This is a genomic window from Flavipsychrobacter stenotrophus, assembly GCF_002954265.1.
GTDB classification, from domain to species: Bacteria; Bacteroidota; Bacteroidia; order Chitinophagales; family Chitinophagaceae; genus Flavipsychrobacter; species Flavipsychrobacter stenotrophus.
Genome location: NZ_PPSL01000003.1, coordinates 864,019 through 889,218, shown reverse-complemented (window position 1 = coordinate 889,218; position 25,200 = coordinate 864,019). Strand labels below are relative to the sequence as shown.

Genomic DNA, 25,200 nt, shown 5'->3' with positions numbered 1-25,200 from the left:
CTCCCATTTGGAGAGGGTCGGGGTGAGGCTGTTGCAAAGTAAACACTTTTACCTTTTCAGGGCATAAAACGTTAACTAAAAATGATTAATCGCTCTTTAGCAATTTGTGTCGCCCGTCTTTTTATCTTTGCCTTATGCATATCGGATTGTATTTCGGCAGTTTTAACCCCATTCACATAGGTCACCTTATTGTGGCCAACCATGTTATTGAATATACAGACATTGATAAAGTATGGTTTGTAGTATCTCCTCACAATCCGCTTAAAGACTCACACTCACTGCTCAATGAGCATGATCGCCTGCACCTGGTCAATATCGCTATTGAGGGCAACCCCAAATTCAGAGCCAGTAGTGTGGAATTTCAGCTACCAAAACCATCTTATACCATAGATACGCTCGCCTACCTCACTGAGAAATTTCCGCTTGAAAAATTCTCTGTGATCATGGGTGCCGATAGCTTCCAGAACATTCATCGCTGGAAAAACTTTGAGCAACTGGTAGAACGACACTCTTTTATTGTATACAACAGGCCGGGATTTGAGATAGAAGACACCTATGGAGCCAACATCAAAAAACTGGAAGCGCCTTTGCTGCAGATATCCTCAACCTACATCCGCAGGCAGATAAAAGACAAGAAATCTATTAAATACATTGTTCCACCCGCGGTAGAACAATATATTATTGATAACAGGTATTATGCAAAATAAGTAAATGTACCTTTTCGTACCTTTGGCATGATATTTTAGTACGAGTAATAAACATCATTCATTTTTAATCAGTTATTTTATGGCAAAAGCAGGTAATACCATCGCAACATTGCTGATCGGCGCTGCAGTAGGAGTAGCAGTAGGTTATGTATTGGCAACAGACAAAGAAACACGCCAGGAAGATCTGGATAAGGTAAAGAAATCTTTAGACAACCTGAAAGGCAAATTCGCTAAGAAGGCTGCAGACCTGGAAGAAGAAATCTATCACTCCTAATCAATCCCCAACGCTCTCATGAGTATATTCGGCTCGCTGAAAGATAAGGTAACTCAGTACATTGAGGTCTACATAAAATTCTTCAAACTCAATTTTATGGGTAGTACAGCAAAGTTGCTGAGCTATGTCATGTTCACGCTTATATGCATGTTCATTGTCTTCATTACCATGTTACTAATGGGACTGGGTATTTTAGAAGGGTTTGTAGAAATGGGCTTATCGCGGGTTGGTGCAAGCTTTGCTACCATGGGCGTATTTGTGCTCATATTGGGTATTGTATTTGGCCTGCGCAACAACATCACTAACTTCTTTGCCGGAACATTCCTTAAGATACTCACCGAAGACCATGAGGAAGATGACGACAAAAAAGAAAATGCCAAAGATAAATAGCCATGAAACTCTACCCCAAGGAACTGAATAGCCTCAAAGCACTGGAGCAGGAAAAACGTAAGCTCCACAAACAGTTGAAAGAGCTAGGTGAACAAGAGATCCTTTCTATGGAAGGTATCATGGGTAAAGGTTCAAAAAGTAGTGGTGAAACAGCTGCTGACTTTGACCTGATGTCTACTGTTCTCTCGTTCCTGCCCATCTCTAACCCACTTGTTGGGCCAGCTATTAAACTGGCGCAGAAGTTCATTTTCAGAAAGAAAGAAGCCAAAGAAAAAAAGGTCATTCAGAACTACGTTTCTGCAGAACCTTACCACGAACCGGTGGGTAAAAAAGTAAAAAAAGTGGCCAAATCGGTAGCTTTTGAACTGATCACCGGTTACCTGAAATGGAAAGCAATTGAGCTTACTTACAAGGGCGTGAAGCACGTAATTAAGACAAGGAAAGAAAAGAAAGAAGCGGCTCTGTAAGCCGCTTTTATTATTTTAAATGCACCTTCTCCGATTGTACATTGCGCCCGAAGAAAGCGCTTCCATGCCTGTCAAAATCGGACGTGTCATCTGTAGTAAAAAAGCGCACGCCGCTGCTTTTGGTTAGTCGCTGCTCCATTTCAGTGTGCTTATCCAGGTAGGTCGATAAGCTATCGGCCACAATTCCCCCCTGTGCAACTACCTGCACATGTGCGGGTAAAAACTTCCTGATCTTATCCATCAATAGCGGATAATGGGTACAAGCCAGCAATATAGTATCAATATCCGGCGCACTGGTCATCAGTTCGTCCAGATATTTTTCTACAAAATAGTCTGCCCCGATAGATGCATATTCCCCATTTTCAATCAGCGGCACCCACATAGGGCACCCCATTGAGTGAACTTTTACATCAGGAAAGAATTTATTGATCTCTATCTCGTAAGAGCCTGAGGTTACAGTACCGCGGGTACCTAGCACCCCTATCGATCTTGTTTTCGTGTAGTCGCCAATTATTTCAGCGGTTGGCCTTATTACGCCCAGCACCCGCTTTGCAGGGTCGATATCAGGCAGATCCTGTTGCTGTATGGTACGTAATGCCTTCGCCGACGCAGTGTTACACGCCAGTATTACCAATGGGCAGCCCATCTCAAAAAACCACTTTACACACTGTAAGGTATATTCATGAACAGTTTCAAACGATCGGTTGCCATATGGCGCCCGGGCATTATCCCCAAGGTACACGTAGTCATAATGAGGCATCTTTGCCACAATACTCTTAAACACTGTGAGGCCACCATAACCCGAATCGAAAATGCCAATAGGACGGCTGTTATCCATACAGTAAAGATAATTGGTTAATGGCATTTGAATGCACAGATATCTCACATCTTGTCGGCTGCGTTAACTCTTTGCGCTTCTTTGCGCCCATTGAGTGACCCCACCATCACACAAGAGGCAATATTAACGCCACCTATCCGTTATTTGTAATAAATTTGGATCTTCAATTGTTCTATGAATTTCAGGAAACATACATACATACTTTTTGCATTTCTACTTTGCTCAGTTATAGCTACTGCTCAGGATAAACCTATCGGTTACTGGAGCTCACTACTTCCGTACAATACCTGTATGGGCCTGGCTACCGACGGCACCAACATTTTCACCATCTGCCAACAGGCTTTTTTTACAGAAAATACACTGACAGATGAAAAGGTGGCTTACAGCAAAGTAAGCGGCATGTCAGACATAGGTATGCAATGTGTGGCGTACGACAATGTATCAGGCACTGTTATCCTTGTATACAGCAACGGTAATATCGATCTGTTTAAGAACAACACTTTTTACAACATCCCCGACTTCAAGTTAAAGACGGTAGCCGGTGCTAAGACTGTCTATCGCATCTATACAGAAAATGGCAGGGCATACCTCAGCACATCGCTTGGTATTGTGGTCATCAATATGGAAGATCAGAACTTCGAAGAGACCTACCAGTTCTTTGCCAACAATCAATTGATTCCTATTAAAGGTTTTACAGGCCTGGGCACTTATTTCTATGCAGCTACCCAGTCCGGCTTATTCAGAGCGCCAAAGAACAGCCCAAGGCTTCAGGACTTTCAGGCATGGCAGAAGGTAGATAGCGTACATAACTTCACCTCTATCACCACGGTAAACGATAAGCTGTTCATGATGACGGCCAACACAGTTTATGTCCTCATGAATGATACTGCTCATGCGGTTTTTACAAGCCCACAGCACATCTCCAACATAGACCCGGGGTACAATAAGCTGTTTATTGGCCGCTATGGCGACCTTAGGGTAATGGACCTTAACTACAACATCATAGACTCTGTTCATACGCAGGATAGTGTAGCACAGGTAGTGCAGCTTATGGATAGCACCATTTGGATAGGCAATATGTTTCACGGCCTCGCCAGGAGGTTTAAAGATGATATTCAGTACTTTGCTCACCCCGACGGCCCCACTGACCCTTACAGCTATGATCTCTACGCCCACAATAAGGACCTGTGGATAGCACACGGTGGCTACGATGATGGCTTTAAATGGAATTCCAGTGGCAGTGGATTCTCTAATCTCAACAATGGTAAATGGAAGTTATTCAACCGCGATAATAGCTCACCGATCAGTTATAAAATGTATGACTTTGTCACCATCACGAAGGACCAGAAAGATGGCACGTTATACGCAGGCTCCTTTACCGACGGCCTTTTCGAGCTGAAGAGTAATGACTCATTTCACATTTACAAAGAAGGCTCACCACTGCAGATCAGTGGACCTAATGGTGGTAGCAATTTCTACCAGGTAGTAGGTACGGGTATTGACCAGAACGACAACTTGTGGGTAACCATGTACGGCTCTTTCGATGAACTGTATGTACGTGAAAAGGCAACCAATAACTGGTACAATTTTAACGTGAGCGTGCCCCGCCTTTATGCCCATTCCGGAGGCCCTTTAACATTTGATAATGCAGGCCATGTATGGTATGTGTGTATGAACAAGGGCGGAGTTATGGGGTACGACACAAAGAACACGCTGAGCGATGCCAGCGATGATGCCATATATCACCTAACAACCGGCACCAATGCCGGCAATCTGCCCGACAATGGTGTTTCCTGCATAGCTATAGACAAGAATGACAATCTTTGGATAGGCACTGCAAATGGCATAGGTATCCTTTACAATGCATCCAGTGCCATCACACAACGGGCCGATGCAGAAATACCAATTGTTCAGTACGACAAATATGCAGGCTACCTGTTTGCCGGAGAAAGTATACAGACCATAGCTGTTGATGGCGCTAACCGCAAATGGATCGGCACTACCAATGGTGTGTGGTTACTCTCTCCTGATGCAGGCAACAGCAGCATCATTTATCGCTTTACAGTAGATAACAGTCCGCTGCCATCTAATAAGATCCGTAAAATCACTGTCGACAAAGTAACAGGAGACGTATACATTGGTACCGACGCAGGACTTATGTGCTACCGTAGTACCGCTACCGAAGGCAGCGAGTCTAACAGTAATGTGATCACCTACCCCAACCCTGTTCCTAGCGGCTTCAAGGGCACTATTGCCATAAAAGGGCTCACCGAAAATGCCGACGTACGAATCACCGATATCAACGGTCAATTAGTTTATCGCACTGTGGCATTGGGTGGACAGGCCGTTTGGAATGGCATGGATTACAAGGGCCACAGACCGCAATCAGGTGTATACCTCATCTTCGCCACCAATGCCGATGGATCACAAACATACGCCGGCAAAATGATCTTCATGAACTAACCTGAGATAACCAATATACCTACATAAAACACTCTAGCATACTCGTCCGCGATTGTATCGCGGGTGCTATAGATGGGCGTTTGTAACGCCCGTATATACACGCCGCCATTTTCGTACCTTCACCACCAAATGCACAATACCCAGGGCATAGTACTCCGCTCCGTAAAATATGGTGACACAAGCCTCATCACCACCATATTCACATCACTATATGGTGTGCAGCCCTTCATGGTTCAGGGTGTGCGCAGCGTTAAGGCATCGCGCAACAGGTCCGGACTATTGCAACCCGGCATGCTACTGGATATGGTCGTCTATCACCAGCCAATGAAGAATATGCAGCGCATGCGAGAGTATCAACCGGCTGTTATCTACCAATCTATATTGCAGGATGTCATCAAAAACAGCGTAGCACTATTCTCCGTAGAGGTATTACTTCGCTTGCTTCCGGACTCCGCCCCACTACCCGACCTGTTCGATTTCGCCTTTGACTACTTTTCCATTCTCGACAAGACACCACAAAGACAAGTGGCCAACTTCCCCTTGTTCTTTATGATCAATTGCAGCCGTGAACTGGGCTTCGACCTCAAGGGTAGTTATTCTGAAGAAACACCGCACCTCAACCTGCAGGAAGGCGGCTACACACATAACTCCCCCGCTCTCGCCCCATTTATGACCGATGACGACTGCCGCATGCTCAGCAGACTAATGGAAACCAATAGCTATGAAACGCTCGAACATACCGAAATGGGCGCAGCTACCCGTATGCGCCTCACAGAATGGTATATAGCTTTCCTGCAACGCCACAGCCAGCACATGGGGAACATACGGTCATTACAGGTATTACAGGCAATTTTACATTAAGGAAGTTTTACTTCGGCGAATGTTAAAATATCCCCATTAGCCCCTTATAATTATGCAATAATTTAAAAACATAATACTTTAGCCGAATATTAACGCACTATATGAAACACATTAGTTACTATCTGCGGAGTACCGCAGTATGTATTGCCATTGCGGCAGCATTACCGGGCATTTCTTACGCCCAGGATATGAAAGCACCATTACCCAAAGACCCCGATGTTGTAACGGGCAAATTGGATAACGGGTTGACCTTTTACATCCGCAATAATCACAAACCTGCCAATAAAGTGGAACTGCGCCTGGCGGTAAAAGCAGGTGCTATCCTGGAGAATGAGCAGCAACTGGGTCTTGCGCACTTCATGGAGCACATGAACTTCAATGGCACAAAGAACTTCCAGAAGAATGAACTGGTAAGCTATCTGCAATCTATTGGCGTAGAGTTTGGTGCCGATCTTAACGCGTATACAGGCTTCGACCAGACAGTTTATATATTACCTATTCCTACCGACAAGCCAGGCAACCTTGAGAAAGGTTTCCAGATCATTGAAGACTGGTCACACAATGCACTGTTGACAGACAAGGACATTGACGAAGAGCGCGGTGTAGTATTGGAAGAAAGCCGCCTGGGTAAAGGTGCTGATGACCGTATGCTGAAGAAGTATTTCCCTAAGCTGGCATCAGGTTCTTTATACGCACAGCGTCTGCCAATTGGTAAGGATGATATCCTGAAGACATTTAAGTATGAGACCATCCGCAGCTTCTATCGCGATTGGTACCGCCCTGACCTGCAGGCAGTAATAGTAGTGGGCGACATAGATGTGGCTACTGCCAAGGCAATGATAGTAAAGCACTTTGGCAGCTTTAAGAACCCTGCAAACGAGCGCGCACGCAAATATGTAGATGTAGTAGCCCGCAAGGTGCCGGAAGCTATGGTAGTTACCGACAAAGAAGCTACTAATGCGGAGCTGACCATCATGTTCCCTTACACCAAGAAGGCGGAAGATAAGACCCTTGGCGACTACCGTAGCAGCCTGGTACGCAACCTTGCTATTCAGATGATCAACCGACGTATGTCTGAACTGACACAAAGTGCCGAACCTCCATTCCCTTATGGTTATGCCGGTACAGATAACCTGATACATGGCTATGAGTGCTTTATAGTTTCTACAGGCATCAGCGGAGACAATGTGTCTACCGCGCTTAATGCGGCTACCGCAGTATTGCTGAAGATCAAGCAATTTGGCTTCAACAGCAATGAGCTGGAAGTAGCCCGCAAAAACATACTCAGCGGTCTGGAAAAATCTTATAACGAAAGAACCACTACCGACAGCAAAGCTTATGTAGAAGAATACATCCGTGCATTCCTGAACGGTGAAGCTTACCCGGGTATCGCTAATGAATATAACTACCATAAAACAATGCTTGCGGGCATCACCACTGCCGAAGTTAACGCGGCGATAAAGAAGTGGACAGCCAGCCCTAACACATTTACACTCATCACCGGTCCGGATAAGGCGGAGCTGAAATTTCCATCTGATAAGGAATTGCTGGCAATGACCACCAAGGGCTTCAAGCAGGTAGTGAAGAAAGACGAAGAGAAGAAAGTAGCTGCGTCGTTGATGACAACTAAGCCAGTAGCAGGCAAGGTAGTAAGCCAGCAGATGGAAGAAGGATTTGGTGCCACTACTTATACACTAAGCAATGGCATACAGGTAACCATTAAGCCTACTGACTTTAAGAGCGATGAGATATTGATGACAGGTATCAAAAAAGGCGGTTCTAACAACTACGGTGTAGAAGATAAGAATAACGTAAAGTTTGCTACCGAGATCATGGACAACATGGGCTACGGCGCTTATGATCCTACCGAGATAGAAAAGATACTGGCAGGCAAGAAGATAGAAGCATCTATGACCATCGGCGAGATCAGTGATGATATCAAGTGCAGCAGCACCGTAAAGGACTTCGAGCCAATGCTGCAGTTGTTGTACCTGCAGATCATGCAGCCACGCAAGGATGAAGCCTTGTTCAAAGCATTCAAAGATAAGTCTGCTGCAATGCTACAGTTCGTGACAGGTAACCCGCAGGCAGCGTTTGCAGACACTATGCTGAAGGTATTGTTCAACAACAATCCACTGGCACGTACCGCATTCCCTAAGAAGGAAGACTTTGATAAGATAAACCTGGAGAGGACCATACAGATCTACAGCGATGAGTTTGGCAGCGCAGATGGTTATCACTTCTTCCTGGTGGGTAATGTAAAGGCCGAAACTGCTATACCAATGCTGGAAACCTACCTGGGTAGCATACCTGCCAAGAACAAAGCGGTATCCTATAAAGATAATGGCGTTCGTGCAGTAAAGGGAACAAACCAGATGACCGTACATAAAGGCAAGGAAAAGAAGAGCCTTATCCTTACCCTATACTCTGGCGAAATACCATATAGCGAAGACATGTCTTTAAGAACAAGAGCTGTTGCAGAGATACTGAACATAAAGGTGATAGAAGAGATGCGTGAAAAGATGGGCGCTATCTATGGTGGTGGTTTTAACGGCAATATGGCTAAGGAACCATATGAGCGTTACACTATACAGCTGGCACTGCCTTGCGGACCAGAGAATGTAGACAAGCTACTTGCCGCAGCTAAGGAAGAGATCCAGAACCTGAAAGATAAAGGCCCTGATGCTAAAGACCTGGACAAAGTAAAGAGTCAGTGGATAGAAAAGTATAAGACCGAGATCAAGGAGAATAAGTACTGGACTGAAAAGATGACAGGTTCTATGTTCTGGGGAAGAGATAAGGACAGGATACTGAACTATGAAACTTACCTGAACAAGCTAACTCCTGCAGATGTACAGGACGCAGCAAAGAAGCTGTTCACCAACAATAATGAGTTCACTGCTATTCTTTATCCTGAATCATAGTTGACCAACAAACACTGATACCAAAGCCGCTCTGTATATACAGGGCGGCTTTTATGTTCAGTGACCACAAACACTGTTGTTTATTGTTGCCTGCTTTCAGTCTGACCAACTGCTTATCACGGCGCAGCTCTCTCAGACTCACTATGCAGTCACTGCGAGGCACGAAGCAGTCTCGCGTCGGGGCGTATTCGTTTTGGATTTATTGGCACTCATTAAGCCATTATCGCACTCTCCCATTCCCACAATCCGCATTTTTATCTGCAGGTTAGCCGACTCTATAATATTAAGACCTATAGTGAGTCTATTTCATATAATAGTAGGCAGCTATCTGCACAGCTATACCCACCAGGTAACCTAACCATACATCACCACGTTGGTGAGCACCCAGTATAAGACGTGCAGTACCAATGAAGCCTGCTATAGCCATGGCTACAAAGAAAGGTATTACCATATTTACAGGGCTACTTATCATCAATACTATGATGATGCCGAGCATACCACCCGCAGCAGCTGTGTGCATACTTATCTTGGTAAAAATATTGACAACAAACAATACAATAACACCCCAGAAATTACCCAGCATCAGTACTTTAAGAATGAGCGGCACAGGAACGGCAGTCATGCTATTGAATACATGGCTGAGCCAGAAATAAAAGATCATGGTCACCATAAGCGGTATGGTTCTTTCCTTTGCTGTGCGCATATGAAAGCTATTGATAAAGCCCAGCGGCTTCATCAATGCTATACTGAACAAGGGAAATATAACTGCTGATATCAGCACATTCAACAAGAGTATTCCCTGCTGTTTAGGTGTGATCCCTGCAAAGCTCACCGGCGACAACAAACTCAATGTAAACGCCATGATCAATGGCATAAATACCGGGTGACATATATACGATACTATACTCGCCACCACCCTTAATGCCTTGGGTTGCTGGTTGTCAACTATCGGATCTGTCGCAATATTTTCTTTTACCTGGTTTTCCTGTAACATCTTTATCTCTTTTGGCTTACTTCTTATTAATTACGACTCTTACTCCAAAATCGGCGACAACCACTTACTTACTTCTTCTATGCTCATGCCCTTGCGGTGGGTGTAGTTCTCTAACTGGTCTTGGGTGATCTTATTGATACCAAAATACACACTCTGCGGGTGGCTAAAGTACCAGCCACAAACTGAGGCAGCAGGGTACATGGCCAATGACTCTGTAAGTTCTATGCCTGCATTGCCAGTTGCATTGAGGAGTTCAAACAACTTCAGTTTTTCTGTATGGTCGGGGCAGGCAGGATAGCCGGGGGCAGGCCTTATGCCCTGATATTCTTCATGCACCAGTTCGGCTAGCGCTATCTGCTCGTCTTTTGCATAGCCCCATGTTGCTGTTCTTACCTTCTTGTGCAACACCTCTGCAAATGCTTCTGCAAGTCTGTCTGCTAGGGCCTGTAAAAGTATCTTATGGAAATCGTCATGATCATCTGCAAAAGCCTTGAGGTGTGGCTCTATGCCGTGTATGCTTACCGCAAAGGCACCCATATAATCATCAACGCCCGCGTTTACGGCTACAGGCTTTACAAAATCTGCTAACGACATACTTGGCTGCCCAGCAGCTTTCTTTATCTGTTGGCGCAGCATCTCTAAAGTAGCCAGTTCACCGCCTTCTTCATTTCTTATTATTATGGTATCCGGCGCAACCTTATCTGCTTGCCAGAAGCCTGTAACGCCCTTTGCCGTGAGCCACTTTTCACTGATGATCTTGTCGAGCATCAGGTTGGCTTCATTGTAGAGCTTTGTTGCTTCTACTCCGAACGTCGCATCGCTCAAAATGTCGGGGAACTTACCCTTCATTTCCCAGGCAATAAAGAATGGCCCCCAATCTATATACTGCCTTATCTCAGAAAGATCATAATCAGGATATACCTGCACACCCATCTGCTGCGGCTTTGGTGGCGTATAACCGTTCCATTCAATGGCTACAGGATTGGCCTGCGCTTCAGCCAGTGTTATGTACTGCTTAGCTGTGCGCTTATTATTAAAGTCGTCGCGCAGCTTATCGTACTCGGTATTTATATTACCTAAGAAAGGCTCCTTTTGCTCTTTATTCAACAGATTACCTGCTACCGTAACACTACGACTGGCATCGAGCACATACACTACACCATTATCGTATTGCGGAGCGATCTTTACCGCAGTATGCATACGGCTGGTTGTAGCGCCACCTATCATTAGCGGCTGCTTCATACCACGGCGTTTCATCTCGCGCGCCACGTGCACCATCTCATCGAGCGATGGAGTGATCAGGCCACTCAAACCAATGATATCTACCTTTTCTCTTTCAGCTGTATCTAATATTTTATCAGCAGGCACCATGACACCAAGGTCTATAATGTCATAACCATTACAACCCAACACCACACCTACTATGTTCTTACCAATATCATGTACATCGCCCTTTACGGTTGCCATGAGTATTTTGGCGGCGCCTGCATTCTCTTCATTAATAGTTCCGGCGGCAATGTGTGCCAGCCTGCGTTCTTCTTTTTCCGCTTCAATAAAAGGGAAGAGGTATGCTACGCTCTTCTTCATTACCCTGGCACTCTTTACCACCTGTGGCAAAAACATCTTTCCGCTACCAAACAGGTCGCCCACTACATTCATACCATCCATCAAAGGTCCTTCTATCACATCGAGTGGCTTTGGATACTTTATACGGGCTTCTTCTGTATCGGCATCTATAAAGTCGGTGATGCCATTTACCAGCGCATGTTTCAGCCGTTCTTCAACTGCTGTGCCGCGCCACACATCGTCTACCTTTTCTTCTTTATCTTTTGCCTTTACTGTTTCTGCAAATGCCACCAGGCGCTCAGTAGCATCTGGGTGGCGGTTGAGTATCACATCCTCGCAAAGCTCCCTCAGCTTTGGTTCTATCTCATCATATACCACCAGCTGCCCGGCATTTACAATACCCATATCCATACCTGCTTTAATAGCATGATACAGGAATACGCTGTGCATAGCCTCGCGCATAGTTTCATTACCCCTAAAGGAGAAGGATATATTACTTACACCGCCGCTAACCTTGGTAAGCGGCATGCGCTGCTTGATAATGCGAGTAGCCTCAATAAAATCTACCCCGTAATTATTATGTTCTTCTATTCCCGTTGCTATAGCAAATATGTTGGGGTCAAAAATGATATCCTGGGGATCAAAACCCACCTGCTGAGTAAGGATATCATATGCCCTCTGCGATATATCTACCTTCTTCTGCAATGTATCGGCCTGGCCTGTTTCATCAAAGGCCATAACAATTACCGCCGCACCATAGCTATGGCAAATATTGGCCTGCTCAATGAACTTTTCTTCGCCCTCTTTAAGGGAGATGGAGTTGACTATACACTTACCCTGTATGCATTTGAGACCTGCCTCAATAATGGCAAATTTAGAGGAGTCGAGCATGACCGGTATCTTGGCGATATCGGGTTCGGCCTGTAGCAGATTGATGAATGTGGTCATTGCCATAACCCCATCAAGCAGGGCATCATCCATGTTCACATCCAGTATCTGTGCGCCGCTTTCTACCTGTTGGCGGGCCACTGACAGTGCTTCTTCGTATTTGTTTTCGCGGATAAGACGGGCAAACTTCTTGGAACCAGTTACATTGGTGCGCTCTCCCACATTGACAAAATTCATCTCAGGGCGTACAACAAGTGGTTCCAGTCCACTCAGTCTTAAAAAAGGTTTTATTACAGACATTATATTATTTAGAAAGGTGCGCAAAGATACATATAATCGTAGTGCAATGGCGGCCGTTAATGGGCCTCATCACAGGAGATATTCGCTTATACAGACATTCGATACCTTCGGCATCGTTTCAGGATCTGTCATTTGTCTCACTACAAACATCTGATACCTTCGGCATCATAACAGCAAATTCGAGCCGGGTGAATCTGCGCTGTGATGCCAACAATATATGGGTCAGAATATGAATCATAATCACAAAAGAGTATATTTGAGAAAACCACGATTATATGAACAAAGTATTTTTACTACTGTTTACCCTGTTGATAACCAGCGCATCGTACGCACAGATAACGGTTACAGCCAGTGATATGCCTATTTCTGGAGATACGCTCAGATATAGTACCGCATCTCCAATAGGCAGTACCATAAACCTGGGCGATAGTGGCACCAATATGGTTTGGGACTACAGTGCATTAGTACCAAGAACACAAGCAGTTGATACTTATAAAACAGCTCTGAGTGTGAGCTTCACCTATGCACTTATATCGCTAAGTGCGTATGGTTACAAGGTGTCAGATACATTTCCCGGTGGTACATTTCTGCCGGTGAGCATCAATCAGCTGTATACCTTTTTTGAGAAAAAGACCAGCCCAAGCCGCTTTTCCGCCACTGCCTTCGCGGCCAAAATTGCAGGCATACCTACGCCATTCAACTATACAACTGATGACGATTGGTACTACTTCCCGCTCAACTACCTGAACAACGACAGTTCGAACTTTGCTCTTACCATTGGTCTTACCGGCACAGCCACCTTGAAGCAAAAAGGCTACAGAAAGACAAGGGTAGATGGCTGGGGCACGATAGTAACTCCTTTCTTTACCACTCCGGTAAACTGCCTGAGGGTAAGATCTGAAATACATGAGATAGACTCTGTGACCATAAGCGGGTTCCCTCTGGGTTTCCCAAGGAATACCGTGGAGTACAGGTGGCTGGCCAACGGCGAGCATTACCCGATATTGTGGGTGACGACCAACCTTACCGGCAGTACCGAAACTATCACCACCATAAGATACAGGGACATGGCGCGCGACCTTCATGTCGGCGTGTCCACTACCAACAGAGCGAGCTATAATGTGGAAGCCTACCCTAACCCGGCTGTTAATGGTGTGGCCACATTGAAACTACCTGTAGACTGGAAGCAGTACCATGTAGCGGTATATGATATGCAGTCTAAGCTGGTGCTGGAAGTAGACAACCAGAATGTGCTGAATTTGCAGGCACTGGCGAAGGGCACTTATGTGGCGCAGGTGGTGTCGGGTAATGATGTGACTTATGTGCAGATAGTGAGATAGGAGGTTTCATAGTAAAAGAGAATTTTAGGTAATTACCCGGGATTGAACTCCGGGTAATTTTTTGTGCTGTTCCGAAATTTATGTCGCCCTTTCAGGGCTAGTGTCTTGACTTGTTCGTGGTCGAGGGGTTGAAACCCCTCGCTATTTATGCCGCCCTTTCAGGGCTTGTAGTCTAGGCTTCATTATACCCGGGGTTAACACCCCGGGCTAACATAACCAGCCCTGTCAAGGCTTTGCATCTTGAAAGAAGGCCATGGATTAATACCCTCTGCCTTCTTTTTGTTCCATGTAGTTCATGAATGCTTTGTTGGCTACACGGTTGCCGCCCTTGGTTGGGTAGTTGCCGGTGAAGTACCAGTCGCCGCGGTCATTAGGGCATGCATTGTAGAGGCCTTCTATTGATTGATAGATAACATCTACTTCTGTGTTTACATCCTTATGCTTGAGCATTCGGGCTATTTTGTTGCTGATCTCTTCGGCTGTAAATGGCTCGTAGACTGCTTTTACAAAGTTCTCCTCTTTAAGGCCGCCATTTGCTTCTGCTTCCTTACAACGATTGTAAGCATCTGTGAGAATATGTTCCCTACCGGTATCGGCCAACAGGCCAACTGCAGCCTGAAAGGCAATAAAGTCACCCATGCGGCTCATGTCTATACCGTAGCAATCGGGGTAGCGGATCTGCGGGGCAGATGATACTACTATGATGCGCTTAGGGCCAAGACGATCGAGCATCTTGATGATACTTTCTTTCAGCGTAGTTCCTCTTACTATAGAATCATCTATAATTACCAGGGTGTCCACACCACGCTCTACGGTACCATAGGTAATGTCGTAAACGTGCTGCACCATCTCATTGCGCGAAGCATCTTCTGTAATGAAGGTGCGCAACTTGGCATCTTTAATGGCTATTTTTTCTATGCGTACCCGGCGGTAAACCAGTTCGCGCATTTCATCTTCAGTAATGTTATCCTTGCGGGCATAGATCCTTTGGAGGGTAATGTCCTTCAGGTAATCTTCCAGCCCTTTGATAAGGCCATAGAAAGCGGTTTCGGCCGTATTTGGTATAAAAGAAACAATGGTATGTTTCAGATGGTAATCGAGTGATTTCAGAACTGTGTCGGCCAGGTTGCGGCCCAGTTGCATACGTTCGCGGTAGATCTCAGGATCACTACCACGGCTGAAATAGATACGCTCGAAGCTGCATGCAGTAAGCTGGCGTGGTGCCAATATCTCTACATCTTTGAAAGTACCATCTGCAGAAATGATAATGGCATGACCAGGAGCCAGCTTTATAACCTGCTCTTTTGTAACATTAAATGCGGTCATAATTGCTGCACGTTCTGATGCCGCTACTACTACCTCATCACTTACATAATAATAGCAAGGGCGAATACCGTTAGGGTCACGCATTACAAAACTATCACCATTACCTATCAGCCCGCTGAACACATAACCGCCATCGAAATGGGTTGTAGCTTGTTTCAGTACGCCTTCAATATTCAATGATTCAGGATTGGTATCATCGGCCATACATAGATAATAGTGTATGGTCTCGATCATGGCTCCGAGATCGCTTTCGCGCATGGTACCGGTAGGATGGCTATCGAGCATATTGAATAACTCATCTGTATTAACCAGATTGAAGTTGCCCGCCATAGCCAGGTTACGGGTAGGATTGATATGTGGTTTAATGAACGGATGGCAGAACTCGATATTATTCTTACCCTGCGTACCGTAGCGGAGATGGCCAAGTAGTATTTCTCCCGCAAACCTCATGTATCCCTTCAGGAAACCCGGGTGCTGGAGGATGTTTGGGTACATCTTTTCGAGTTCGCCAACCTCTTCATTAATATTCTGGAAGATCTTGCCGATAGCCTGCTGTCCACTGACGCGGAGCCTGTGCATATTCTGGTGGCCGGCTGCCACATCTAGTTTAACACTTGCTATACCTGCGCCATCCTGGCCGCGGTTGTGCTGCTTTTCCATAAGCAGGTATAACTTATTCAGACCATATACGGCTGTGCCGTACTTTACGTGGTAATGAGAAAGTGGTTTTAACAGGCGGATATACGCCAAACCACATTCGTGCTGTATTGCGTCGGACATGAGGGTGCAAAGGTACTAAGTGAAATGAACAAAAAGAATTTGTGTTGTACACATGATGTTCTCAATTTGTGTTAAAAATGGAAGGGGGATTGTCTGAACCACAGATTTTGATGATTGCTCCGATTTCACAGATTCCTTATGTGTTTATCTGAATCAAGATGGTCAGGATGACGGGACAAGGAGAATGCCCGATGAAAATGAAATAATAATCGGGCATGGAAATTTCATAAGTTATTCATAGTTAATTGTTTACGGAAAACGTGGATGCCCGATCGTGCCCGATGTGGTTTGTCTGAATCACAGATTAAAATGATTGCACAGATATCGCAGATTCGTTATGTTTTTGTCTGAATCAAGATGGTCAGGATGGCGGGAAAAGGAGGATGCCCGATGAAGATGAAATAATAATCGGGCATGGGGATTTGATAAGTTATTCATAGTTAATTGTTTATGTAAAATGTGGATGCCCGATTGTACCCGATTTGGTTTACCTGAATCAGGATGGTCGGGATGAGTGGAAAAGGTGGATACCCGATGATGGTGCAATTCAGATTCGGGAATCGGGAGATTCCCTACCGGCCGAACGAAGTCAGAGACTTCGCTCAGCACCATTTTTTGCATAATGCCCGATGAAAATGAAATAATAATCGGGTATGGAAATTTGATAAGGTATTCATAGTTAATTGTTTATGGAAAATGTGGATGCCCGATCGTGCCCGCTTAATTTACTGAGTATGGTGGCGAAGACGTCTTTGTGGTGCCTCAAATAGAACCGGCCCGATGGTCGTCGGTCAGAGACCGACAACAGGCGCTCTTTGGAGAGATGCCCGATAAAAAAATAAAAATAATCGGGCAGGTGGATTTGATAAGTTATTCATAGTTAAGTGTTTATAGAAAATGTGGATGCCCGATTGTGCCCGATTTGGGGTTTAGGTAGGGTTAATGCAGGACTGAAGATGTTCAGCCCCTACAATGTGGTTGGGGTATTGGTTATTGTTTAGGGGATCGGATCGGGCGTCGTTACCAAAGAGTGTAAAATACTACCAGAAAGTGTCTTGTGAAAATAAAGATATTCACAAAAATGTGAACATCTTTAGCTAAATGCTGATGGATCAGTGAGTTGGGGATGGTTAATTGAAGTTGAATATTTCTTTAGGGTATATAAGGTAGTTCCCTTCGATTACAGCAGCAAAATTGTCAATCCGTAGTCGGCGCAGAGGATGAGGATACAGGAAATTACTACTGCTGTTGTTGAAGCGCGGCCAATTTCGAGTGCACCACCTTCTACATAGTAGCCGTAATATGATGGAATAATGGTAATAATAAGGGAGAATGTGAAGGATTTGACCATTGCAAAGAATAGGTTATAGGGTACAAAGTTGTTCGTAAGCCCCAGCATAAATTGCTGCTTGGTAAGTATATTGGAGAACAAGCCGGCCAAGTAGCCACCTGCTATGCTGATAGCAATTGCCAGTGTAATAAGGCAAGGAACAACGATCATTCCCGCCAATATTTTAGGTATAATAAGGTATGATTTGGTATTGATACCCATGATCTCCAGCGCATCGATCTGCTCACTGACGCGCATATTGCCCAATTCGGAAGCAATCTTTGATCCGACCACACCAGCAAGGACAATACAGGTGACGGTTGGGGAAAACTCGAGAATGGCTGAATCGCGGACGAGGGTACCTATAATAGACTTAGGAACAAATGGACTAACTAACTGGTAAGAGAATTGCACAGTCATAACCATACCTATAAATAAGGATATGATAATAACGATGGGTAGGGAGCGGATGCCAATGTCGTTGCACTGCTCCATGAACTCAAGCCAATAAACCCTCATATTTTCAGGCTTGGTAAAACCGCCCTTGATCATCAGGAAAATCTTACCAAAGTGCTCAAAAAATGTTCTCATGTTACGGTAAAATTAGGTAAAAATGATATTGACAGCGTTTGTGGCAGATAATGTTGTGGTTTAATTATCAGAATCACAGATCAGAAAGATTGCACAGATTCCCACGGCGGGAGTAATTACGTACTCAAAGAGGACCGGTCGGATGGTTGTTGGTCTGAACTCCCGACCTTCGGTTGGGACAGGCAGGATTTATAGGATTAAAGGAAGGACAGGATGCCCAATGTTGTATCGTCCTGAAAAAAGTTGACAGTTTTAAATGGTTGTCATTCTACTTGTTGACAAATGTTGTGTGTCATGGCTGCGCATCTCAAAGAGGACCGGCCGGGAGTTCGGGTCAGATACCCGTTAATTTATGTCGTCACGAGAGCGCTGCGCTAACTCTCGCGACAGGAGATTGCACAGACGCGACAGATTCCCACGGCGGGAAAAGTATAGTATTAATGCCATGAATGTACAATGTCTACCCTACAAGAGTCCAACTCAATGACTTGTCCGAAGTTGCCGGTCATAAAGGTGCAAAATTGCTGGTCATGTAGGCGGCCATTGTCCCAAACGCCCACTATCAGCATTATATTATACCCGTAAACAGCCTTCATAGCTGAATATTCGGTAAGGCTACAGGCCTGAAAAGAGTTGAAGACATTGGGTAGATATGGACCGTAAACAGTATCTACTTTCTCAATTCTACTAGACTCAATAAATAAATTTCTATTGCCATACATGTAACGGTCATGATAATACTGCCAGAAAGCGGTACTAACCTTTCTGTCAAACTTTGTTTTGGGTGCTAGTTCATCTTCAGAGCTACCGGAGGGAATAATCATACCTAATAAACAAAGAAAGCAGGTTGCCAGGCATAAAAAACTTATGGCAAAGAAAACAGCGAGCAATAGTCTCATAACGACAGAGGGATTCAAATCAGGATAAGTATAAAACCCCTGCTTGAGCAATTTATTGTGATAAAGAAGGTATTTTAGTGGCAGGGAGATATTGATACGTTCCAAATAACGAAAAATTGTCATTATTAAGAATTGTATAATAGGGGTTAGTTATTAAAGGTGGTGATAATAAATTACCTTTGCACTCCGAAAAACACCCCTTGTGTAGCAGGCAATATTTGTCTATGATAATCAAGGTAAAAGAAACATTTAGCGTACTTTAAGAGCAATATATTGAAACAGATCATACAATCGTTTAAGACAGGAGCTACCGTATTGGAAGAAGTACCTGCGCCGGCAGTGAAAAGGGGATGCGTATTGATACAGACTACCCGCAGCCTGGTGTCTTTGGGTACTGAGCGTATGCTTGTGGAATTTGGCAAGGCAAACATGTTTCAGAAGGCCAGGCAGCAGCCGGACAGGGTGAAAGAGGTACTTGCGAAGATAAAGACCGACGGGCTAAAGCCGACGATCAATGCGGTATTCAATAAACTAGGTCAGCCGTTGGCGCTGGGATATTGTAATGTGGGCAAGGTAATAGCTGTAGGAGATGGTGTAAATGAATTTAAAACAGGCGACAGAGTAGCATCTAACGGCCCGCATGCGGAATATGTATGCATACCTAAAAATCTTGTGGCCAGCATACCAGATAATGTAAGCGATGATGAAGCTGCATTTACGGTAATTGGCTCTATAGGCCTGCAAGGTATAAGATTGATAGAACCACAGCTGGGAGAAACTATAGTAGTAGTGGGCCTTGGATTGATAGGCTTGATAACCGCGGAACTGCTTGTGGCCAATGGTTGCAGAGTGGTGGGTATAGACCTTGATGCGAGGAAAGTGGCTATGGCCAAGACCAAGGGAATAATAGCTATTAATCCGAGCGAAGGCGTAGACCCTGTAAAATATGTGCAGTCCATTACGGACGGACTCGGTGCTGATGGTGTGATCATCACAGCAAGTGCCAAGACCGATGAGATCATAGCGCAGGCTGCCAAGATGAGCCGTAAACGCGGCCGTATAGTGCTGGTGGGTGTAATAGGACTGAACATAAGCAGAACAGATTTTTATGAAAAGGAACTGACCTTCCAGGTATCTTGCTCTTATGGCCCCGGCAGATATGATGACCGCTATGAGAAAGAGGGCATAGACTATCCGCTGCCATTTGTAAGGTGGACCGAGAAGCGCAATTTCATGGCGATACTACAGGCGATATCTACCAAGAAGCTGGATGTAGCCAGTCTTATCACAGAGCGTGTACAGCTGAGTAATTTTGAACAGATATATAATAACATAAGCAGCCAGGATTCAATAGCTTCATTGCTGGAGTATCCTGAAAAGAGCAGTGACTCTGTAACTGTATCGATCACCGATGGCCAGTTTAGCGCAGGTAAAGGAGGAATAGGGATAATAGGTGCGGGTAATTTTACCAGTATGACCATGCTGCCTGTGCTGAGTGAGATCAATGCACCACTCTACTCTATAGCCAGTGCATCGGGCCTTACAGGCACAACGCTTGCCAAGAAACATAAGATAGGTAAGAGCACCACCGATTATAAGAGCATCATCAACGACCCTTCTATTGATCTTGTTGTGATCACAACAAGGCATAATGAGCATGCGAAGATGGTGAGAGAAGCACTGGAAGCGGGTAAGCACGTATTTGTAGAAAAGCCACTTGCGCTGAACAAAGAAGAACTGGACAGCGTGATAAAAGCATATAAGGGCGATAAAATGCTGACCGTTGGTTTTAACAGGCGTTTTTCTCCGCACATGCAGAAGGTAAAGCAACTGACGGGCAATGTGCAGATGAATGTAATAGCCACAATGAACGCGGGACATATACCTGCTAACGTATGGGTGCATGACCTGAAAGTAGGTGGTGGCCGTATAGTAGGTGAGGCTTGTCACTACATGGACCTGATCACCTTCCTGACCGGAAGCAAGATAAAGAGTGTATGTATGAATGCTATGGGATTGAATCCGCAGGCCAATACAGACAGTGCATCGATACTGCTGGAGTATGAAAACGGAAGTACAGGAGTGATCAACTACTTCTCTAATGGCTCAAAGTCTTACTCTAAAGAGCGTATAGAAGTATATGCACAAGACCGTACGATAGTAACTGATAATTTCAGGGTAACGGAAGGATTTGGATTTAGTGGCTTCTCTAAACTGAAGACAACAATAGATAAGGGACATGCGGCACAGTTCAAGCTACTTGTAGAAAGGACCAAGAATGGCGGTGGCGCATTGGTGCCTTTTGATGACACCATCAATACTACACTTGCCAGCTTTGCGGCAATTGAAAGCCTGATGACGAGGAAGTGGGTGAACGTTTAAGAAATGGCTCAATGAGGGAATGCGGCAATGTGATGGAATGTGGAAGAAATGTGATGGAATGGCTAAATGAATGCGTCAATGACGCAATCTAACTGGGGGTGATGCGAGGGTTTATCGTTTTAATTTTTTAGTTTTTAGTTTTAATTTTTGGACTTATGTTGATAGATGTTATAGCGGGGGCAAGGCCGAACTTTATGAAGATAGCACCGATAATTGATGCTATTGAAACGCAAAGAAAGAATGGTGTAGATATACACTTTCGCCTTGTGCATACGGGACAACACTATGATAAAAAAATGAGTGCTGATTTCTTTGATCAGCTGAATATACCGGCACCACACCACAACCTGGAAGTAGGCAGTGGCACACAAGCAGAGCAAACAGGCAGGATAATGATGGGCTACGAAGCATTGCTGATGGAAAAGCCTTGCGATCTATGTATAGTTGTTGGCGATGTAACATCGACGATGGCCTGCTCAATAGCAGCCAAGAAGATGAACAACATAAAGGTAGCGCATGTGGAAGCAGGCATCCGTTCGGGCGACTGGACGATGCCGGAAGAGATCAACCGTATGGTAACGGACTCGATCACTGACTATTTCTTTACCACATCGGACGTTGCCAATAATAACCTGCGTAAAGCTGGCATACCCGAAGAGCGGATATTTTTTGTGGGTAATACCATGATAGATACACTTTATAAGCAAATGCCGAGGTTCATAAAGCCGGAAGCATGGGACAAGTATAACCTTACAGAAAAGGGATACATGATCATGACGCTGCACAGACCTGCCAACGTTGATACACAGGACAAGCTGAAAGAACTGATAGGCGAGATCGTCAATTCATCTAACGGCATGCCACTGATCTTCCCTATACACCCACGTACGGCGAAGATGCTGGAGGCAGCGGGCATTTCTGCACCAAACCTACATATAATAGAGCCACTTGGCTACCTGGAGTTTAACTACCTTGTGAAGAACGCGAAAGCAGTTATTACAGACTCTGGCGGCATCACCGAAGAAGCAACCGTGATGGGCGTGCCTTGTATGACATTAAGAGATAGTACAGAGCGACCTGAAACATGCACTGTAGGTACTAATGAGCTATTGGGTACAAACCCAAAGGCTGTGGCACCAGCAATGGAGAAACTATTTAGCGGCAACTGGAAAAAAGGCGGGATCCCTGAGCTGTGGGATGGTAAAACATCGCCAAGAATTGTACAACATATAATGGATATCTGGAAATTAGGATAAGTATGACGCCAACATCCGATCTGCTGATGAATACTATTGCTGACACCCTCCTACATGTGGGTGAGCGGGTGATGTGTTTGTCTGAGGGAACGGAGATATTAAATATATGGGACAAAGCCGGCATCACACACTATGATAACTGGCAGGACTTTGTTGGGAAGAAATTAAGTGATGTGTCTCATGATGCGCTGTTAGGGCAAATAGAAGATCAGGTGACGAACGCGATCACAAATAGTTGTGATGTGCAAGCCGAATACGTGGTGATCAAACATGATCATACGTCAACGTACGACGTTAGGGCGATGAACATTCAATCTGGTACGGCTGTTCTTTTTCTTGTATTTGATTTACAGGATAAGAGTACAATACGGGGTATGGACACTGAGGCATGGGAAGCAGCCATTGATGCCGTAGGTGATGGGATGTGGGACATGAATATTACAACCAACAAAGCAATATTCTCTGATAAATGGCATAAAAAACTTGGTGCGTCAATAGTAGATATAGTTTCTATTGAGGACTGGTCAAATATTATACATCCTGACGATTATCAAAATTCTTTACGCGCCATACAACAATATCTGGAAGGTGACGTAACTAATTACTATTCTGAGCTGCGGTATAAGTGTAAAGATGGGCAATACAAGTGGCTATTGAGCAGAGGTGCAGTTGTGGCAAAAGACAATGATGGGAAACCTATCCGGGCGATTGGCACGCACACCGATATCGACGAGAGAAAAAAAAAGGAACAAGAACACCTATCGACACTGCAACTACTATCAACACTGATAGAAAAAATGCAGGATGCCTTGCTGCTTATTGACGGGCAATCAAACATACTGTTTGCCAACCAGGCCTATTGCGAAATGTACGAAATTACTGTTCCTCCGCATGAGCTAAAGGGTGTGCCTGTGCAAGAAAGTGTTGCATCAAGAAGCCTTATGGTAAAAAATCCTGAGGAATTTGCAGAACGGATCAATGAGATCAGAAAGGCGGGTGAACTGGTACGTAATGATGAGATAGAATTACATAACGGTAAAATATACAGCCGGGATTTTATTCCGATCACGCTTGCCAACAAAGAGAAAGCAGAGATATGGAAATTCAGAGATATCACAGACCAAAAGCTTGCGCAACGCCGCTATGAGCAACAAAGGCTTTTTTACGAAAAGATACTGAACAATATACCGGAAGATATTGCTGCGCATGACGGTGAACAGCGCTTCTTATTCCTGAATCCTGCAGCCATCATGGACGATGAGTTGCGCAAATGGATGATAGGTAAAAAGCATGAGGACTATTTCAGATACAGGAACAAACCTCTATCGTTGGCAGATGCAAGAAATGAGCGGTTTGCCAAAGTGATGGAAGAAAAGAAGCCGTATGAGTGGGAAGAAAAGATAATTGACCGTCAGGGCAAACTATCCTATCATTACCGGTGCCTGCACCCATTACTTGATGAACATGGCGAGGTAGATATGGTCATCGTTTATGGTGCCAATATAACCGACCGCGTACTTGCCGAACATGAGCTAAAAAAGAGCCGGGATGTATTTGCCAGTGCATTTAACTACTCGGGTATAGGCATGGCCCTGCTGAGCGAAGATGGTAAGTGGCTGGAGGTGAACAAGGCCATATGTGATATAACAGGCTTTTCAAAGGAAGAATTGTTGCAACTGACCTTCCAAGATATTACCTATCCGGCAGACCTTGAGGCAGACCTGCATATGCTGCGCAAGCTTGTAAAAGGTGAATTATCGAATTACACGCTTGAGAAGCGATATATATCTAAAAGCAAGAAGATAGTGTGGGCTATGCTCACAGTATCTTTTGTGAAAAACAGTGAAGATGAACCAGGCTTCTTTGTATCTCAGGTGGTAGATATTACTGCCAAGAAAGAACTTGCTGACGAAATAAGCCGTAAAAATTCGGAGCTGGAAGCAGCAAAGATCAGCCTGGTGAATAAGATCAACCAGATGGACCAACTGACCCATATGATAGGTCATAATCTGAGGGGGCCAATAGGGAATATAAGACTGCTGTCGGATAAGGACTATATAGATGAGGATAGCCTATCTAAAGATGAATCACTGGAATTGATCCATCAGAGTAGCGAGGCATTGATGGGTAGCCTGAATACACTTATGGAAATGACACTCATCAAGCTGAATAATGATATAGCACTCGACCATTGCAATATACCGGATATTATAGCTAATATCATAAATCAGCTGCACGGCACTATTTATGAAAAGCGAGCCATCATTAAGCAAGAGCTGACTGTTGAGACTGTTGACTATCCGAAGGTATATCTTGAAAGCATACTTTATAATCTGATCAGCAATGCGCTCAAATACAGTGCAGATGACAACCAGACAGAAATAATCATTTCGACGTATAACGTTAATGGCAAGTTTACATTGTCTGTAAAAGATAATGGAATAGGCATTGACATGAGCAAGTATGGCAACCAGGTATTTAAGCTGAACCAGACATTTCATCATGGATATGACAGTAAAGGTGTGGGGCTATTTATTACCAAGACGCAGATAGAATCGCTTGGCGGGAAGATAGATGTAAAGAGTAAACTGAACGAAGGCAGTGAATTTATAGTAACATTTTAA

At 44.7% G+C, this 25,200-nt stretch carries 17 protein-coding genes; 11 read left to right on the top strand and 6 right to left on the bottom strand.

The annotated features are described in order from the left end of the window. The first annotated feature begins 134 nt into the window (after window positions 1-134). The 4 genes from nadD (at window position 135) to CJD36_RS13700 (ending at window position 1,838) form a co-directional block, all read left to right on the top strand. Window positions 135-707 carry a nicotinate (nicotinamide) nucleotide adenylyltransferase gene (gene nadD, locus CJD36_RS13715; RefSeq protein WP_105039748.1) on the top strand — a complete coding sequence of 191 codons (573 nt, stop codon included), beginning with the start codon at window positions 135-137 and terminating at the stop codon, window positions 705-707. Between the two features lie 79 nt (window positions 708-786). Further along, complete coding sequence (locus CJD36_RS13710) at window positions 787-981, top strand: YtxH domain-containing protein (protein ID WP_105039747.1); 195 nt, start codon at window positions 787-789, stop codon at window positions 979-981. A gap of 18 nt (window positions 982-999) precedes the next feature. Then, a complete protein-coding gene (locus CJD36_RS13705; RefSeq protein WP_105039746.1) occupies window positions 1,000-1,371 on the top strand; it encodes a hypothetical protein in 372 nt (123 codons plus the stop codon). A 2-nt stretch (window positions 1,372-1,373) separates the two neighbouring features. Then, window positions 1,374-1,838 carry a hypothetical protein gene (locus CJD36_RS13700; RefSeq protein WP_105039745.1) on the top strand — a complete coding sequence of 155 codons (465 nt, stop codon included), beginning with the start codon at window positions 1,374-1,376 and terminating at the stop codon, window positions 1,836-1,838. Between the two features lie 10 nt (window positions 1,839-1,848). Here CJD36_RS13700 and murI read toward each other — a convergent pair whose 3' ends face one another. Further along, window positions 1,849-2,676, bottom strand: a complete 828-nt coding sequence (murI, locus tag CJD36_RS13695) for a glutamate racemase (RefSeq protein WP_105039744.1) — start codon at window positions 2,674-2,676, stop codon at window positions 1,849-1,851. 174 nt (window positions 2,677-2,850) lie between these two features. Here murI and porZ point away from each other — a divergent pair, with 174 nt between their 5' ends. The 3 genes from porZ (at window position 2,851) to CJD36_RS13680 (ending at window position 8,924) form a co-directional block, all read left to right on the top strand. Further along, complete coding sequence (porZ, locus tag CJD36_RS13690; protein ID WP_105039743.1) at window positions 2,851-5,139, top strand: type IX secretion system anionic LPS delivery protein PorZ; 2,289 nt, start codon at window positions 2,851-2,853, stop codon at window positions 5,137-5,139. Window positions 5,140-5,268: 129 nt separating this feature from the next. After that, window positions 5,269-6,000 carry a DNA repair protein RecO gene (recO, locus tag CJD36_RS13685; protein WP_161499314.1) on the top strand — a complete coding sequence of 244 codons (732 nt, stop codon included), beginning with the start codon at window positions 5,269-5,271 and terminating at the stop codon, window positions 5,998-6,000. A gap of 101 nt (window positions 6,001-6,101) precedes the next feature. Continuing rightward, window positions 6,102-8,924 carry a M16 family metallopeptidase gene (locus CJD36_RS13680; protein WP_105039741.1) on the top strand — a complete coding sequence of 941 codons (2,823 nt, stop codon included), beginning with the start codon at window positions 6,102-6,104 and terminating at the stop codon, window positions 8,922-8,924. A gap of 301 nt (window positions 8,925-9,225) precedes the next feature. Here CJD36_RS13680 and CJD36_RS13675 read toward each other — a convergent pair whose 3' ends face one another. Together CJD36_RS13675 and metH are read right to left on the bottom strand one after the other, a co-directional pair. After that, entirely contained in the window at window positions 9,226-9,918 is a 693-nt protein-coding gene (locus CJD36_RS13675) for a phosphatase PAP2 family protein (protein WP_105039740.1), read from the bottom strand. A 39-nt stretch (window positions 9,919-9,957) separates the two neighbouring features. Then, window positions 9,958-12,672, bottom strand: coding sequence for a methionine synthase (gene metH / locus CJD36_RS13670; protein WP_105039739.1), 2,715 nt, complete (start codon window positions 12,670-12,672; stop codon window positions 9,958-9,960). Window positions 12,673-12,947: 275 nt separating this feature from the next. On the opposite strand from metH, the gene CJD36_RS13665 reads away from it, so the two are divergent. Then, complete coding sequence (locus CJD36_RS13665) at window positions 12,948-14,012, top strand: T9SS type A sorting domain-containing protein (protein ID WP_105039738.1); 1,065 nt, start codon at window positions 12,948-12,950, stop codon at window positions 14,010-14,012. A 258-nt stretch (window positions 14,013-14,270) separates the two neighbouring features. On the opposite strand, the gene CJD36_RS13660 is transcribed toward CJD36_RS13665, so the two are convergent. The 3 genes from CJD36_RS13660 to CJD36_RS13650 all read right to left on the bottom strand — a co-directional run bounded on the left by CJD36_RS13660 (window position 14,271) and on the right by CJD36_RS13650 (window position 18,863). Then, window positions 14,271-16,118: an amidophosphoribosyltransferase gene (locus CJD36_RS13660; protein WP_105039737.1), complete on the bottom strand. Its 1,848-nt coding sequence runs from the start codon at window positions 16,116-16,118 to the stop codon at window positions 14,271-14,273. Between the two features lie 1,180 nt (window positions 16,119-17,298). After that, a complete protein-coding gene (locus tag CJD36_RS13655; protein ID WP_105039736.1) occupies window positions 17,299-18,039 on the bottom strand; it encodes an MlaE family ABC transporter permease in 741 nt (246 codons plus the stop codon). A gap of 437 nt (window positions 18,040-18,476) precedes the next feature. After that, window positions 18,477-18,863 (bottom strand): hypothetical protein, encoded by a 387-nt coding sequence (locus tag CJD36_RS13650; RefSeq protein ID WP_133162643.1) that lies wholly within the window; start codon window positions 18,861-18,863, stop codon window positions 18,477-18,479. Between the two features lie 348 nt (window positions 18,864-19,211). Between CJD36_RS13650 and CJD36_RS13645 the strand changes: the two genes are divergently transcribed. The 3 genes from CJD36_RS13645 (at window position 19,212) to CJD36_RS13635 (ending at window position 25,200) form a co-directional block, all read left to right on the top strand. Further along, a complete protein-coding gene (locus tag CJD36_RS13645) occupies window positions 19,212-21,320 on the top strand; it encodes a bi-domain-containing oxidoreductase (RefSeq protein ID WP_105039734.1) in 2,109 nt (702 codons plus the stop codon). Window positions 21,321-21,475: 155 nt separating this feature from the next. After that, window positions 21,476-22,576: a non-hydrolyzing UDP-N-acetylglucosamine 2-epimerase gene (wecB, locus tag CJD36_RS13640; RefSeq protein ID WP_105039733.1), complete on the top strand. Its 1,101-nt coding sequence runs from the start codon at window positions 21,476-21,478 to the stop codon at window positions 22,574-22,576. Between the two features lie 2 nt (window positions 22,577-22,578). Beyond that, window positions 22,579-25,200 (top strand): PAS domain-containing sensor histidine kinase, encoded by a 2,622-nt coding sequence (locus CJD36_RS13635; protein ID WP_105039732.1) that lies wholly within the window; start codon window positions 22,579-22,581, stop codon window positions 25,198-25,200.